General features: G+C 64.6%; 8 protein-coding genes and 3 pseudogenes. 10 read left to right on the top strand and 1 reads right to left on the bottom strand.

What is annotated here, in order from left to right; translation table 11 throughout:
- Positions 1-46 precede the first annotated feature (46 nt).
- The 6 genes and pseudogenes from nusA to pnp all read left to right on the top strand — a co-directional run bounded on the left by nusA (position 47) and on the right by pnp (position 8,171).
- The gene (gene nusA, locus BGI51_RS04890; RefSeq protein ID WP_017640621.1) at positions 47-1,519 is read left to right on the top strand and encodes a transcription termination factor NusA; all 1,473 of its coding nucleotides are present in this window, start codon (positions 47-49) and stop codon (positions 1,517-1,519) included.
- 26 nt (positions 1,520-1,545) lie between these two features.
- Positions 1,546-4,101, top strand: coding sequence for a translation initiation factor IF-2 (gene infB, locus BGI51_RS04885; RefSeq protein WP_187980466.1), 2,556 nt, complete (start codon positions 1,546-1,548; stop codon positions 4,099-4,101).
- 132 nt (positions 4,102-4,233) lie between these two features.
- Complete coding sequence (rbfA, locus tag BGI51_RS04880) at positions 4,234-4,617, top strand: 30S ribosome-binding factor RbfA (protein ID WP_133863047.1); 384 nt, start codon at positions 4,234-4,236, stop codon at positions 4,615-4,617.
- A gap of 1 nt (position 4,618) precedes the next feature.
- Positions 4,619-5,532 (top strand): annotated as a pseudogene (gene truB, locus BGI51_RS04875) (tRNA pseudouridine(55) synthase TruB).
- A gap of 92 nt (positions 5,533-5,624) precedes the next feature.
- The gene (gene rpsO, locus BGI51_RS04870) at positions 5,625-5,894 is read left to right on the top strand and encodes a 30S ribosomal protein S15 (protein WP_133863049.1); all 270 of its coding nucleotides are present in this window, start codon (positions 5,625-5,627) and stop codon (positions 5,892-5,894) included.
- A gap of 175 nt (positions 5,895-6,069) precedes the next feature.
- A pseudogene (pnp, locus tag BGI51_RS04865) lies at positions 6,070-8,171 on the top strand (polyribonucleotide nucleotidyltransferase).
- Positions 8,172-8,385: 214 nt separating this feature from the next.
- Here the strand turns inward: pnp and BGI51_RS04860 are convergent.
- Entirely contained in the window at positions 8,386-9,270 is an 885-nt protein-coding gene (locus BGI51_RS04860; protein ID WP_133863051.1) for a LysR substrate-binding domain-containing protein, read from the bottom strand.
- A gap of 113 nt (positions 9,271-9,383) precedes the next feature.
- Between BGI51_RS04860 and amaB the strand changes: the two are divergent.
- The 4 genes and pseudogenes from amaB to BGI51_RS04840 all read left to right on the top strand — a co-directional run bounded on the left by amaB (position 9,384) and on the right by BGI51_RS04840 (position 14,801).
- A pseudogene (amaB, locus tag BGI51_RS04855) lies at positions 9,384-10,873 on the top strand (L-piperidine-6-carboxylate dehydrogenase).
- 24 nt (positions 10,874-10,897) lie between these two features.
- On the top strand, positions 10,898-12,175 hold the full coding sequence (gene amaA / locus BGI51_RS04850; protein WP_187980464.1) for an L-pipecolate oxidase: 1,278 nt from the start codon (positions 10,898-10,900) through the stop codon (positions 12,173-12,175).
- A 493-nt stretch (positions 12,176-12,668) separates the two neighbouring features.
- A complete protein-coding gene (locus BGI51_RS04845) occupies positions 12,669-13,790 on the top strand; it encodes a branched-chain amino acid ABC transporter substrate-binding protein (protein WP_187980463.1) in 1,122 nt (373 codons plus the stop codon).
- 96 nt (positions 13,791-13,886) lie between these two features.
- On the top strand, positions 13,887-14,801 hold the full coding sequence (locus BGI51_RS04840; protein WP_007162639.1) for an ABC transporter permease subunit: 915 nt from the start codon (positions 13,887-13,889) through the stop codon (positions 14,799-14,801).

Below are 14,801 nucleotides of genomic sequence, written 5' to 3'. Positions count from 1 at the left end.
GAGCGCGAGACCGCGGATCCCAAGGATTGCGAATACGAGGCGTAAGATGAGCAAAGAAGTTCTGCTGGTAGTGGAATCTGTTTCGAACGAGAAGGGTGTTCCACCCGGCGTCATCTTCGAGGCACTGGAGTTGGCTCTCGCCACGGCTACCAAGAAGCGCTACGAAGAAGATGTGGATCTGCGGGTGTCGATCAACAGACACAACGGCAGCTACGAAACCTTCCGCCGCTGGACCGTGGTGGAAGACCAAGACTATCAGTTGCCCGATTCGCATCTGACGGTGGAAGACGCCCAGGAAGAGCATCCCGGCGTCAAGGCCGGTGAAGTGATCGAAGAGAAGATCGAGTCCATCGAGTTCGGTCGGATTGCCGCCCAGACCGCCAAGCAGGTGATCGTGCAGAAGGTGCGCGAGGCCGAGCGGGCTCAGGTGGTGGACGCCTATCGCGAGAAGGTCGGCGAGATCATCTCGGGTACCGTCAAGAAGGTCACCCGTGACAGCGTGATCGTCGACCTAGGCAACAATGCCGAGGCGCTGCTGCCGCGCGAGCACATCATTCCCCGTGAGACCTTCCGCATGGGCGTGCGTCTGCGTGCCCTGCTCAAGGAAATCCGCACGGAAAACCGCGGTCCGCAGCTGATGCTGTCGCGTACCGATCCGCAGATGCTGATCGAGCTGTTCCGCATCGAAGTACCGGAAATTTCCGAACAACTGATCGATGTCATGGCGGCTGCCCGGGATCCGGGTTCGCGGGCCAAGATCGCCGTCCGTTCCAAGGACAAGCGCATCGATCCTCAGGGTGCCTGCATCGGCATGCGCGGTTCGCGTGTCCAGGCGGTATCCGGTGAACTGGGTGGCGAGCGGGTCGACATCGTCCTCTGGGACGACAACCCTGCGCAGTTCGTCATCAATGCCATGGCCCCGGCCGAAGTCGCTTCGATCATCGTCGATGAAGACAGCCGTACCATGGATATCGCCGTCGCCGAGGACAACCTGGCCCAGGCCATCGGTCGTGGCGGTCAGAACGTGCGCCTGGCCAGTCAGCTGACCGGCTGGACGCTCAACGTGATGACCGAGGCGGATATCAACGCCAAGCAGCAGGCGGAGACCGGCGACATCATCCAGCGCTTCATCGACGAGCTGGATGTCGACGAGGAGCTGGCTCAGGTGCTGGTGGAAGAAGGCTTCACCTCCCTCGAGGAAGTGGCCTACGTGCCCATGGAAGAGATGCTCAACATCGATGGCTTCGACGAAGACATCGTCAACGAGCTGCGTACCCGGGCCAAGGATCGCCTGCTTACCCGGGCCATCGCGACCGAAGAACAGAAGAGCCCCAGCGAAGATCTGCTGACCCTCGACGGCATGGATCCCCAGCTCGCCAGCGCGCTGGCCCAGCGTGGCGTGGTCAATCGCGAAGAGCTCGCCGAGCAGTCGATCGACGACCTGCTCGACATCAACGGCATGACCGAAGAGCGTGCCGGCAAGCTGATCATGGCTGCCCGTGCCCATTGGTTCGAGTAAGCGGCGCAGTCTGAGGAGAGAAGTGCATGACGCAAGTCACGGTGAAAGAACTGGCCCAAACGGTCAATACGCCGGTGGAACGTCTGCTACAGCAGATGCGCGAGGCAGGTCTGACGCACAGCAGTGCTGAGCAGTTGGTGAGCGATGCGGAAAAGCAGGCCCTGCTGACGCACCTGAAGGGGACCGCGCAGCTCGACGAGCCAAGCAAGATCACCCTGCAGCGCAAGACCCAGACCACGCTGAAAGTGGCCGGCAGCAAGACAGTCAGCGTCGAAGTGCGCAAGAAGAAGACCTTCGTCAAGCGCAGCACCGCTGAACTCGAGGCCGAACAGCGCCGCGAGCAGGAAGCCCGGCGCGCCGCCGAAGAGGCCGCTGTCCAGGCACGTGCCGAGGAAGAAGCCCAGCGCGCTGCCGAGGCCGCTGCCCAGCAGCAGGCCGAAGCCGCGGCTCAGGCCACGCAGCAGGCGGTCCCCGCCGAGGCTGCAGCCCCTGCCGCGCCGGAAGCCCCGGCCGTGGTGGCCGAGCAGCAACCCGCTGTCGCGCCTGCCGCCGAGGTCAAGAAAGCCGACCCGGCTGGTGAGCGCAAGCGCGAAGAACCGCGTCGTCCCGTGCATCCTGCCCCGAGCAGCAAGCGCGAAGAAGACGAGCGCCGTGAGCGCAAGAATGCCCAGCATCGCCCGTCGATCAAGGACAAGGTCGCAGCTCCCCGTACCGTGCGCAGTGGCGACGACGAGGAAGAGGGCTTTGGCCGGCGTGGCGGTCGCGGTGGCAAATCGCGACTCAAGAAGCGAAACCAACACGGGTTCCAGAGCCCGACAGGACCTGTAGTGCGCGAAGTCAATCTAGGTGAGACCATCACCGTCTCTGAGCTAGCTCAGCAGATGTCGGTGAAGGCCGCCGAAGTCATCAAGTTCATGTTCAAGATGGGGTCTCCCGCCACCATCAACCAGGTGCTCGACCGCGAGACGGCGCAGCTGGTGGCCGAAGAGCTGGGCCACAAGGTCAAGCTGGTCAACGAGAACGCCCTAGAAGACCAACTGGCCGAGTCCCTCAAGTTCGAGGGTGGCAAGGCCCTGCACCGTGCGCCGGTGGTGACCGTCATGGGTCACGTCGACCACGGCAAGACCTCGCTGCTGGACTACATCCGTCGCGCCAAGGTCGCGTCGGGCGAAGCCGGTGGCATCACCCAGCACATCGGTGCCTACCACGTCGAAACCGAGCGTGGCATGGTGACCTTCCTGGATACCCCTGGCCACGCCGCGTTCACCGCGATGCGTGCCCGTGGTGCCAAGGCCACCGACATCGTCATCCTGGTCGTCGCGGCCGATGACGGCGTCATGCCGCAGACCGAGGAAGCCATCCAGCACGCCAAGGCGGCGGGTGTCCCCATCGTCGTGGCGGTCAACAAGATCGACAAGCCCGATGCCGATCCGGATCGCGTCAAGCACGATCTGGCCGGTCGTCAGGTCATCCCGGAAGAGTGGGGCGGCGATACCCAGTTCGTGCACGTCTCGGCCAAGGCCGGTACCGGTGTGGACGAGCTGCTCGAAGCCATCCTGCTGCAGGCCGAAGTCCTGGAGCTGACCGCTACGCCGGAAGCACCCGGTCGCGGTGTGGTCATCGAATCGCGCCTGGACAAGGGTCGTGGTCCGGTCGCTACCGTGCTGGTCCAGAACGGTACCCTGCGGCAGGGCGACATGGCGCTGGTCGGCGTCAACTTCGGCCGCATCCGTGCCATGCTCGACGAGAACGGCAAGCCGATCAAGGAAGCCGGCCCGTCCATCCCGGTCGAGATTCTCGGCCTGGACGGCACCCCGGATGCCGGTGACGAACTCACCGTGCTGACCGACGAGAAGAAGGCCCGCGAAGTGGCGCTGTTCCGTCAGGGCAAGTTCCGCGAGATCAAGCTGGCCCGCGCTCACGCCGGCAAGCTCGAGAACATCTTCGAGAACATGGGCCAGGACGAGAAAAAGACCCTCAACATCGTGCTCAAGTCCGATGTGCGCGGCTCCCTCGAGGCGCTGCAGGGTTCGCTGTCCGGTCTGGGCAACGACGAAGTCCAGGTACGGGTAGTCGGCGGTGGCGTCGGTGGTATTACCGAGAGCGATGCCAACCTGGCGCTGGCGTCCAATGCCGTGCTGTTCGGCTTCAACGTCCGGGCCGATGCCGGGGCGCGGAAGATCGTCGAGCAGGAAGGCCTCGACATGCGCTACTACAACGTCATCTACGACATCATCGAAGATGTGAAGAAGGCGCTGACCGGCATGCTGGGCAGTGACGTCCGGGAGAACATCCTGGGTATCGCTGAAGTACGTGACGTCTTCCGTTCGCCCAAGTTCGGCGCCGTCGCCGGCTGCATGGTCACCGAGGGCATGGTGCACCGCAACCGTCCGATCCGCGTCCTGCGCGAAGACGTGGTCATCTTCGAAGGCGAGCTGGAATCCCTGCGTCGCTTCAAGGATGACGTGGCCGAAGTGCGTGCCGGCATGGAATGCGGTATCGGCGTGAAGAGCTACAACGACGTCCGCGTCGGCGACAAGATCGAAGTGTTCGAGAAGGTTCAGGTCGCCCGTTCGCTGTAACGACGACTCTGCACCAGGACGGCAGGTCGCGGACCTGGCAGAACCCTGCCAGGTCCGGACTTGCCGTTCGCGTTTCCAAGGTTCATGGCTGGCAGGCCTGACGTCTGCGGCCTTTTGTACGAGAGTTTCGACATGGCCAAAGAATTCAGCCGTACCCAGCGTATCGGTGATCAGATACAGCGCGAACTGGCGCTGTTGATCCATCGCGAAATCAAAGATCCACGGCTGGGCATGGTGACCATCACCGGCGTGGACGTGGCCCGTGATCTGTCCCATGCCAAGGTGCACATCACCGTGCTGGGCAAGGACGATGACCCCGAGGCGATCAAGCAGAATATCGCCATCCTCAAGGATGCCTCCGGCTTCCTGCGGCAGCAGTTGGGTCGGGCGATGAAACTGCGGACCGTTCCGCAACTGGGTTTCCAGTATGACGAGAGCATCCGTCGCGGCGCCCAGCTGTCGGCGCTGATCGAGCGGGCGGTCGCCGAAGACCGTCGGCAGGACGGGGAGGAGTAGGGTGGCCCAGGTCAAGCGAATTCGCCGGCAGGTGCATGGCGTGCTGGTGCTGGACAAGCCGCGCGGCTTTTCCTCCAATGCCGCCCTGCAAAAGGTCCGCTGGCTGCTCAATGCCGAAAAGGCCGGGCACACCGGTAGCCTGGATCCCCTGGCCACCGGCGTACTGCCGCTGTGCTTTGGCGAGGCGACCAAGTTTTCCCAGTACCTGCTGGATGCCGACAAGGGCTACAGCACCGTGGCGCAACTCGGCGTCACCACCACCACCGGCGATGCCGAGGGTGAGGTGCTGGAGCGACGAGCGGTCGCGGTCGACGAAGCGGCCATCCGGGCGGCGCTACCGGCCTTCCGGGGCCAGATAGAGCAGATTCCGCCGATGTATTCGGCGCTGAAGCGCGACGGTCAGCCGCTCTACAAGCTGGCGCGTGCGGGCGAAGTAGTGGAGCGCGAGCCGCGTTCTGTTACTATTGCCCGGCTGGAACTGCTGGCGTTGCAGGAAGATCGCGCGACGCTGGAAGTGGCCTGCAGCAAGGGCACCTATGTGCGCACCCTGGTCGAAGACCTCGGCGCCCTGCTCGGCTGCGGTGCCCATGTGGCCGAGTTGCGCCGTACCCAGGCCGGCCCCTTCGGTCTGGCGCAGGCCATCAGCCTGGAAGAGCTGGAGGCGGTGCACGCCGAAGGCGGTTCCGCAGCGCTGGATCGCTTCCTGCTGCCGGTCGACAGTGGCCTGGAGCACTGGCCGCTGGTGCAGTTGACTCAGCACAGCGCCTACTACTGGTTGCACGGTCAGCCCGTCCGGGCGGCCAATGCACCGAAATTCGGCTTGATGCGGGTGCAGGACGACCAGGGTCGTTTCATCGGCATCGGCGAGATTGATGACGAGGGGCAGGTTGCCCCCGTAGACTGATTCGGTCCTAGACCGATACCGAGGGTGGCTGTCAGCAGGCACGGTCACACCTCTTTCCTAAGCACGGGACCTATCCCGGCCTGTTCCTCAGAGGAGCCCTATCATGGCACTGAGCGTTGAAGACAAAGCCCAGATCGTAAACGAGTTCAAGCGCGCCGAAGGCGACACCGGTTCGCCGGAAGTGCAGGTTGCCCTGCTGTCCGCCAACATCGACAAGCTGCAAGGTCACTTCAAGATCAACGGCAAGGATCACCACAGCCGTCGTGGTCTGATCCGCATGGTCAACCAGCGTCGTAAGCTGCTGGACTACCTGAAGTCCAAAGACACCTCTCGTTACAGCGCACTGATCGCTCGCCTGGGCCTGCGTCGTTAATACGATGCAGACCTGCTGCAAGCAGTCTGAAGCTGGAGGTCGGCTCGCGCCGGCCTCCGGCTTTTTTGCTTGAAAGGCCGGCAGAATCGGCCTGCGTCACCCCGGAGATCAGCGAGGGTCCGAATCCCTCTGGTCGCCCCTGTTTCCCCCAAGGCAATAAAGAGAAGGAAAGACTGTGAATCCAGTAATCAAGCAATTCAAGTTCGGTGAGCAGAACTTCACCCTGGAAACCGGCCGCATCGCGCGCCAGGCGACCGGTGCCGTGCTGGTCTCCACCGATGACGTCAGCGTGCTGGTCACCGTGGTCGGTGCCAAGCAGCCCGCCGTCGGCAAGGACTTCTTCCCGCTGTCCGTGCACTACCAGGAGAAGACCTACGCCGCTGGCCGCATCCCCGGTGGTTACTTCAAGCGTGAAGGCCGTCCTTCCGAGAAGGAAACCCTGACCTCGCGCCTGATCGATCGTCCGATCCGTCCGCTGTTCCCCGAAGGCTTCCTCAACGAAGTCCAGGTGGTCTGCACCGTGGTCAGCACCAACAAGAAGTCCGATCCGGACATCGCCGCCATGATCGGCACCTCCGCCGCCCTGGCCATTTCCGGTATCCCTTCGCCGGTCCGATTGCCGCCGCCCGCGTGGGCTACCACAGCGAACTGGGCTACCTGCTGAACCCCAGCTACGAGCAGCTGCAGAGCTCCAGCCTGGACATGGTCGTGGCCGGTACCCGTGACGCCGTGCTGATGGTGGAATCCGAAGCCGACGAGCTGACCGAAGACCAGATGCTGGGCGGCGTGCTGTTCGCCCACGAAGAATTCCAGGTGGCCATCGAAGCCATCAGCCAGTTCGCTGCCGAAGCTGGCAAGCCGACCTGGAACTGGCAGGCGCCTGCCGAGAACACCGCCCTGATCGAAGCCGTCAAGGCCGAAGTCGGCGACGCCGTGTCCCGTGCCTACACCATCACCATCAAGCAGGATCGCTATGCGGCCCTGGGTGCCCTGCGTGACCAGGCCATCGCCAAGCTGGCCGGTGAGAACGGTCAGTACAGCGAAGCCGAGGTCAAGGAGACCTTCGGTCTGCTGGAATACCGCACCGTGCGCCAGAACATCGTCGACGGCAAGCCGCGTATCGATGGTCGCGACACCCGCACCGTTCGCCCGCTGCAGATCGAAGTCGGTCCGCTGAAGAAGACCCACGGTTCGGCACTGTTCACCCGTGGCGAAACCCAGGCCCTGGTCACCGCGACCCTGGGTACCGCCCGTGACTCGCAGCTGCTGGACACCCTGGAAGGCGAGCGCCGTGACAGCTTCATGCTGCACTACAACTTCCCGCCCTTCTCGGTCGGCGAGTGCGGCCGCATGGGCAGCCCGGGCCGTCGCGAGATCGGTCACGGCCGTCTGGCCCGTCGTGGCATCCAGGCCATGCTGCCGACCCAGGACGCCTTCCCCTACAGCATCCGCGTGGTCTCCGAGATCACCGAGTCCAACGGCTCCAGCTCCATGGCCTCGGTCTGCGGTGCCTCTCTGGCGCTGATGGATGCCGGTGTGCCGGTCAAGGCCCCGGTTGCCGGTATCGCCATGGGTCTGGTCAAGGAAGGCGAGAAGTTCGCCGTCCTGACCGACATCCTGGGTGACGAAGATCACCTCGGCGACATGGACTTCAAGGTGGCCGGTACTGCCAAGGGCGTCACCGCCCTGCAGATGGACATCAAGATCAACGGCATCACCGAAGAGATCATGGAGATCGCTCTGGAGCAGGCGCTGGAAGCGCGTCTGAACATCCTGGGTCAGATGAACCAGGTGATCTCCGAGTCGCGTGCCGAGCTGTCCGAAAATGCCCCGACCATGCTGGCGATGAAGATCGACCAGGACAAGATCCGCGACGTGATCGGCAAGGGTGGCGCCACCATCCGTGGTATCTGCGAAGAGACCAAGGCGTCGATCGACATCGAAGACGACGGCACCATCAAGATCTACGGCGAGACTCGCGAAGCCGCTGAAGCGGCCAAGCAGCGCGTCCTGGGCATCACTGCCGAGGCCGAGATCGGCAAGATCTATGTCGGCAAGGTGGAGCGCATCGTCGACTTCGGCGCCTTCGTCAGCATCCTGCCTGGCAAGGATGGTCTGGTGCACATCTCGCAGCTGAGCGATCAGCGCATCGAGAAGGTCACCGACGTGCTGAAAGAAGGTCAGGAAGTGAAGGTGCTGGTGCTGGACGTGGACAACCGCGGTCGCATCAAGCTGTCGATCAAGGATGTGGCGGCGGCGGAAGCCTCCGGCGTCTAAGACGACCCTGAATAAAAAACCCGGCCTCGGCCGGGTTTTTCGTTTCTGGTGCGGGATGAAGTTCGCGGTGGACATCCTCATCGCGGCCGTGGCGGTCCGCCGATGCGGCCGCTCCTACAGAGAGTGATGTTTTGTAGGAGCGGCCCATGGCCGCGATCGGCAAACGGCAAGCGGTCGCACCTGCGAACCGCCATGGTCACGATTGGCCAGTGCATCAAGCCTTCTCGCGGATCCACTCGATAAAGCTGCGCACCTTGGGCACCTCGGCCATCTGTTCCGGATAGGCCAGCCAGTAGGCATGTGGGCTGGCCAGGCGATGGGGCCAGGCGAGCACCAGGCGACCGGAAGCCAGTTCTTCGGCGACCAGGAATTCCGGGAGCAGGGCTACCCCGCAGCCTTCCTGGGCGGCGCGGGCGCAGAGGGTGAAGGTGTCGAAGCGCGGGCCGTGGTGGCTGTGCACCTCGTCGCGCCCGAGGCTGGCGTACCAGTCGTGCCAGGATTCCGGGCGGGTGGTGTTCTGCAGCAGGACGAAGTCCACCAGTTGCTCGGGTCCGGCGATGCCCTCGGCGGGTAGCAGGTCCGGCGCGCAGACCGCGACCATGTGCTCGTGCAGCAGCAGTTCGCACTCGGCGCCCGGCCAGCTGCCGTGGCCGTAGAACAGCGCCACGTCATGCCGGGGGTCGCGGAAGTCCACCGGTTCCAGGGCGCTGGAGACATCCAGGTGGATGTTGGGAAAGCGCAGGCGCCAGCCCTTGAGCCGCGGCACCAGCCAGCGCTCGCCAAAGGTCGGCGGGGTGGCCACGCGCAGCACCTCGGTCTCGCCGCCATAGGACCTCAGATAGCGCGCCGACATCTCCAGCTGATTGAGGATCTTGTCCACCTCGGCGAGGTAGAGGGCGCCCGCCGGGGTAAGCTGCAGGCGGCGACGGACCCGGCGAAACAAACTGTGCTGCAGCAGGTCCTCGAGCTGGGCGACCTGTTTGCTGACGGCGCTCTGGGTCAGCGCCAGTTCGTCGGCCGCGCGGGTGAAGCTCAGATGACGCGCGACCGCCTCGAAGCACTGCATGGCGGTGATGGACGGCAGGTGGCGGCGTTGCATGAGCGGACTCGCGGCATGAAAAAAGGGAATGATATGCCGAGCAAAGGTCGGTTGTCCGGCGCCGCTGGGCTGACCATACTCAGGGACGATTCCCTTTCCGCGGAGACCTCAGCATGAGCAAGGCCCTGTTGGAACGCCTCGGCGTTTCTGCCCAGCACTACACCCAAGGCGAGCACCGGGTGCATTCCCCATCGATGGCAGCCAACTGGGCAGCGTCGCCCTGGAAAGCGCCGCCGAAGTGGAGCAGAAGATCTCCCGTGCCGAGCGCGCCTTCCAGGCCTGGCGCGCGGTGCCGGCGCCGCGCCGGGGCGAACTGGTGCGGCTGCTGGGTGAAGAACTGCGCGCGCACAAGGCCGATCTCGGCGAGCTGGTGTCCTGGGAAGCCGGCAAGATCACCCAGGAGGGCCTGGGTGAAGTCCAGGAGATGATCGACATCTGCGACTTCGCCGTTGGCCTGTCGCGCCAGCTCTATGGTCTGACCATCGCCTCCGAGCGGCCCGGTCACCACATGCGCGAATCCTGGCAGCCGCTGGGCGTGGTGGGCATCATCAGTGCCTTCAACTTCCCGGTGGCGGTCTGGTCGTGGAACGCCGCCCTGGCCCTGGTCTGCGGCAATCCGGTGATCTGGAAGCCTTCGGAAAAGACCCCGCTGACCGCCCTGGCCTGCCAGGCGCTGTTCGAGAAGGCCCTGGCGCGCTTTGGCGATGCCCCGGCCGATCTGAGTCAGGTCATCGTCGGTGATCGCGCCGCCGGTGAGGCTCTGGTGGACGATCCGCGGGTGGCGCTGGTGAGCGCCACGGGTAGCACCCGCATGGGTCGCGAGGTAGGACCGCGGGTTGCAGCGCGCTTCGGCCGCAGCATCCTCGAGCTGGGTGGCAACAATGCCATGATCCTCGCGCCGAGCGCCGATCTGGACATGGCGGTACGCGCCATCCTGTTCAGCGCCGTCGGTACCGCCGGCCAGCGCTGCACCACCCTGCGCCGGCTGATCGCCCACCGTTCGGTGAAGGACGAGATCGTCGCCCGGCTGAAGACCGCCTATGCCAAAGTCCGCATCGGCCATCCGCTGGAAGGCAACCTGATCGGTCCGCTGATCGATGCGGCCAGTTTCCAGGCCATGCAGGGTGCACTGGAACAGGCGCGTGGCGAGGGCGGCGTGGTCTACGGCGGCGAGCGTCAGCTGGCTGAGCAGTATCCCGAGGCCTACTACGTGGCGCCGGCCATCGTCGAGATGCCCGAGCAGAGCGAGGCGGTGCGCCATGAGACCTTCGCCCCCATCCTCTATGTGCTGACCTATGACGATTTCGACGAGGCGGTGGCGCTGAACAACGCCGTACCCCAGGGCCTGTCGTCCTGCATCTTCACCACCGACGTGCGCGAGGCCGAGGCCTTCATGTCGGCGACCGGCAGCGACTGCGGCATCGCCAACGTCAACATCGGACCGAGCGGTGCCGAGATCGGTGGCGCCTTCGGTGGCGAGAAGGAAACCGGTGGCGGTCGCGAATCCGGCTCCGACGCCTGGAAGGCCTACATGCGCCGCCAGACCAACACCGTCAACTATTCCCGCGAACTGCCGCTGGCCCAGGGCATCGTCTTCGACTGAGTGGGTCCGCCAGGAGCGCAGAGAATGCAGTTGCGTGAAGAGTGCCTGTGGGAGCGGCTGTATCCGGCGGTGCCGGGGGCGTCGTTGCAGGGCGAGCGTGACACCGAGGTCTGCGTTATCGGCGGTGGCTATACCGGCCTGTCCACCGGCCTGCACCTGGCGCAGGCCGGGCGGCGGGTGGTGCTGCTGGAAGCCCATGGCGTCGGCCATGGCGGCTCCGGACGCAATGTCGGGCTGGTCAATGCCGGCATGTGGATCCCGCCGGACGAAGCCGTGGCGACCCTGGGGCCGGAGGTCGGAGAGCGCCTGCTGGGCGTGATGGGCGATGCGCCGAGTCAGGTATTCGGTCTCATCGAGCGCTATGGCATCGATTGCCAGCCGCGCCGCGCCGGCACTCTGCACATGGCGCACAGCGCCAAGGGCCTGGCCGATCTGGGGCAGCGTGCCGAGCAATGGCAGCGGCGCGGTGCCCGGGTCGAGCTGCTTGAGGGGGAAGCCTGTTACAGCGCCTGCGGCACGCGCGACATCAGTGGCGCACTGCTCGATCATCGCGCCGGCACCCTGGTGCCCATGGGTTATGCCCTGGGCCTGGCCAGGGCGCTGCGTCAGGAAGGCGGCGAGCTGTTCGAGCGGAGCGCGGTACAGCGCCTGCAGCGGGTCGGCGAACGCTGGCAGGTGGAAACCCCACAGGGACGAGTCACCGCCGACCAGGTGGTGATCGCTTCCAATGCCTACACCGAAGGCGAGTGGACCACTCTGCGGACGCAATTCTTCCCGGGCTACTACTACCAGGTGGCCTCGCGGCCGCTCGGTCCGGAAGCGGATTTCATCCTGCCCCGGGGCCGTGGTTCCTGGGATACCCGGACGGTGCTCAGCAGCATCCGCCGCGATGCCGATGGCCGTCTGCTGCTGGGCAGTCTCGGCAACATGGCGGGGCGGCCGGCCGGCTTCATCCGCGCCTGGGCCGATCGTATCCAGCGGCACTATTTCCCGGCGCTCGGAAAGGTCGAGTGGGAGTGCAGCTGGACGGGCCGTATCGGCTTCACGCCCGATCATCTGATGCGACTGTTCGAGCCGGCGCCGGGGTTGCTGGCGGTGTCCGGCTACAACGGTCGCGGGGTGACCACGGGCACGGTGGTGGGGCAGGCCTTTGCCCGCTATCTGTGCAGCGGCGATCGCCACGACCTGCCGCTGCCCCTGGCGTCGCTGGATGCCAATCCGGTCGGCCAGTGGCGCAGTCTGATGTACGAAGCCGGCTTCACCCTCTATCACGCGGGGCAGTGCCTGCGCGTGGTGCTCTAGCGACCCCGCCATACCCGCTGTCACCGGCCCTCGGGCCGGGCGATAACGCCCGAAGCGGCCGATTTGCGCATCTAGACCTGTGCAAGTCGGCCGCTTTTTCATGGCTGTTCATAACCGCCAGCAGGCTGAGAGAACGGCGGATTTCCCAGGGGCCTGAGGCCGCAGGATCATGGTTACTTTGGTGGCACAGTGTGGGGACGGTGTTACGTTTTGGTGCGAAACAGGTGCAACCGGGTTGCTATCTGGTAACAAACCGCTGCCTTTTGCCTGTTCCGCTGCTACCGCTTTGCAGAATTATCCAGACTAATGAGCCAGTTAAGACAAAAGTCTAAGGCGCAGTCGAGTCCACTGGCAGCAGCCCTCGCCGCCTGCAAACGAAGGTTTTGGCTCATCGCGGTGGCGGCAAATGGCCTTTGCGCCCGGTACACAGCTGGGTGATGGCACAGGCTTTGCTCCGGCGAACAGGCCAACCACCCTCTGGAGCACACCTCCCATGTCGAAGATTTACAGAAAAGGCATTCTGGCTCTCGCTATCGGTTCTGCGTTCACTCTCTCCTCCCTGGCGCATGCCGACATCGTGATCGGTGTCGCCGGTCCCTACACCGGGGCCAGTGCCGCCTATGGCGAGCAGTTCTGGAAGGGGGCTACCCAGGCCGCGGCGGACATCAACGCCGCCGGTGGCATCAATGGCGAGAAGATCAAGCTGGTGCAGGGTGACGACGCCTGCGAGCCCAAGCAGGCCGTGGCCGTGGCCAACCGCCTGGTGGACTCGGAGAAGGTCAAGGCCGTGATCGGCCACTTCTGCTCCTCCAACACCATGCCCGCCTCGGAGATCTACGACGAAGCCGGCATCATCTCCATCACCCCGGCGTCCACCAACCCCAAGATCACCGAGCGTGGCCTGACCGGCGTGTTCCGCATGTGCGGACGTGACGACCAGCAGGGCATCGTGGCCGGCGACTATATCGTCGACGTGCTCAAGGCCAAGAAGGTCGCCATCATCCACGACAAGGACACCTACGGTCAGGGCCTGGCCGACGCCACCAAGGCGCAGCTCAACAAGCGCGGCGTGAAAGAGGTGCTCTACGAGGGTCTGACCCGCGGCGAGAAGGACTTCAACTCCCTGGTCACCAAGATCCGTGCCTCCGGCGCCGACGTGGTCTACTTCGGCGGCCTGCACCCCGAAGCCGGTCCGCTGGTACGCCAGATGCGCGAGCAGGGCGTGACCGCCAAGTTCGTCTCCGGCGACGGCATCGTCTCCGCCGACCTGGTCACCACCGCCGGTGGCGCCCAGTACACCAAGGGCGTGCTGATGACCTTCGGCGCCGACCCGCTGCAGAACCCCGCCGGCAAGACCGTGGTGGAAACCCTGCGCAAGTCCGGCTACGAGCCCGAGGGCTATACCCTCTACTCCTACGCCTCGCTGCAGGCCGTGGCCGCCGCCTTCAACGGCATCAAGGGCACCGACGGCGCCAAGGCCGCCGAGTGGCTGAAGTCCCACAGCGTCAACACCGTACTGGGTGAGAAGAGCTGGGACAGCAAGGGCGACCTCAAGGTCTCCGACTACGTGATGTACGAATGGGACGACAAGGGCAAGTACCACCAGCTGCCCTGATCCTCGCGTGAATCCGCCAGCCGCCACCTCGTCTTCGCCCCAGGACGAGGCGGTGGCTGGCGGCCCTCGTCATCCATCCAGCGCGAGACTGCAAACGTGGACGGTATCTTCCTGCAACAACTGGTCAACGGCCTGACCCTGGGCTCGGTCTACGGACTTATCGCCATCGGCTACACCATGGTCTATGGCATCATCGGCATGATCAACTTCGCCCACGGCGACGTGTACATGGTGTCGGCCTATCTCGCCGCCATCGGCATCGCCCTGCTGAGCGTGTTCGGCCTGCATTCCTTCCCGGTGCTGATCCTCGGCACCCTGATCTTCACCGTGGTGGTCACCTCCGTGTACGGCTGGGCCATCGAGCGCATCGCCTACAAGCCGCTGCGCAACTCCACGCGCCTGGCCCCGCTGATCTCGGCCATCGGCATGTCGCTGATCCTGCAGAACTACGTGCAGCTCGCCCAGGGCGCGCGCCAGCAGGGCGTACCGACGCTGCTCGACGGCGCCCTGCGCCTGCACATCGGCGAAGGCTTCGTGATCATCACCTACACCAAGATCTTCATCATCCTGGCCTCCATCATCGGCATGGGGCTGCTCACCTACGTGATCCAGAAGACCACCCTCGGTCGCATGTGCCGGGCCACCCAGCAGGATCGCAAGATGGCGCAGATCCTCGGCATCAACACCGACCGGGTGATCTCCTACGTCTTCATCATCGGCGCGGCCATGGCGGCGCTGGCCGGGGTGCTGATCACCCTCAACTACGGCACCTTCGACTTCTATGCCGGCTTCATCATCGGCATCAAGGCCTTTACCGCGGCGGTGCTCGGCGGCATCGGTTCGCTGCCCGGCGCCATGCTCGGCGGGATCATCCTCGGCATCTCCGAAGCCCAGTTCGCCAGCCTGGTGAACTCGGACTACAAGGACGTCTTCAGCTTTTCGCTGCTGGTGGCGATCCTGATCTTTAGGCCCCAGGGGCTGCTCGGCAAACCCCAGGTCACGAAGGTGTGA

It is taken from the genome of Pseudomonas oryzihabitans, from assembly GCF_014522265.1.
GTDB classification, from domain to species: domain Bacteria; phylum Pseudomonadota; class Gammaproteobacteria; order Pseudomonadales; family Pseudomonadaceae; genus Chryseomonas; species Chryseomonas aestiva.
Note: the sequence above shows the minus strand (reverse complement) of the source record. Positions and strands in the feature narration are given on the sequence as shown.

Bases quoted from the DNA above. Each gene is read 5' to 3' on its own strand.
- BGI51_RS04860 (WP_133863051.1), bottom strand. From the start codon at position 9,270: ATGCAACGCCGCCACCTGCCGTCCATCACCGCCATGCAGTGCTTCGAG.
- nusA (WP_017640621.1), top strand. From the start codon at position 47: ATGAGCAAAGAAGTTCTGCTGGTAGTGGAATCTGTTTCGAACGAGAAG.
- rpsO (WP_133863049.1), top strand. From the start codon at position 5,625: ATGGCACTGAGCGTTGAAGACAAAGCCCAGATCGTAAACGAGTTCAAG.
- rbfA (WP_133863047.1), top strand. From the start codon at position 4,234: ATGGCCAAAGAATTCAGCCGTACCCAGCGTATCGGTGATCAGATACAG.
- amaA (WP_187980464.1), top strand. From the start codon at position 10,898: ATGCAGTTGCGTGAAGAGTGCCTGTGGGAGCGGCTGTATCCGGCGGTG.
- infB (WP_187980466.1), top strand. From the start codon at position 1,546: ATGACGCAAGTCACGGTGAAAGAACTGGCCCAAACGGTCAATACGCCG.
- BGI51_RS04845 (WP_187980463.1), top strand. From the start codon at position 12,669: ATGTCGAAGATTTACAGAAAAGGCATTCTGGCTCTCGCTATCGGTTCT.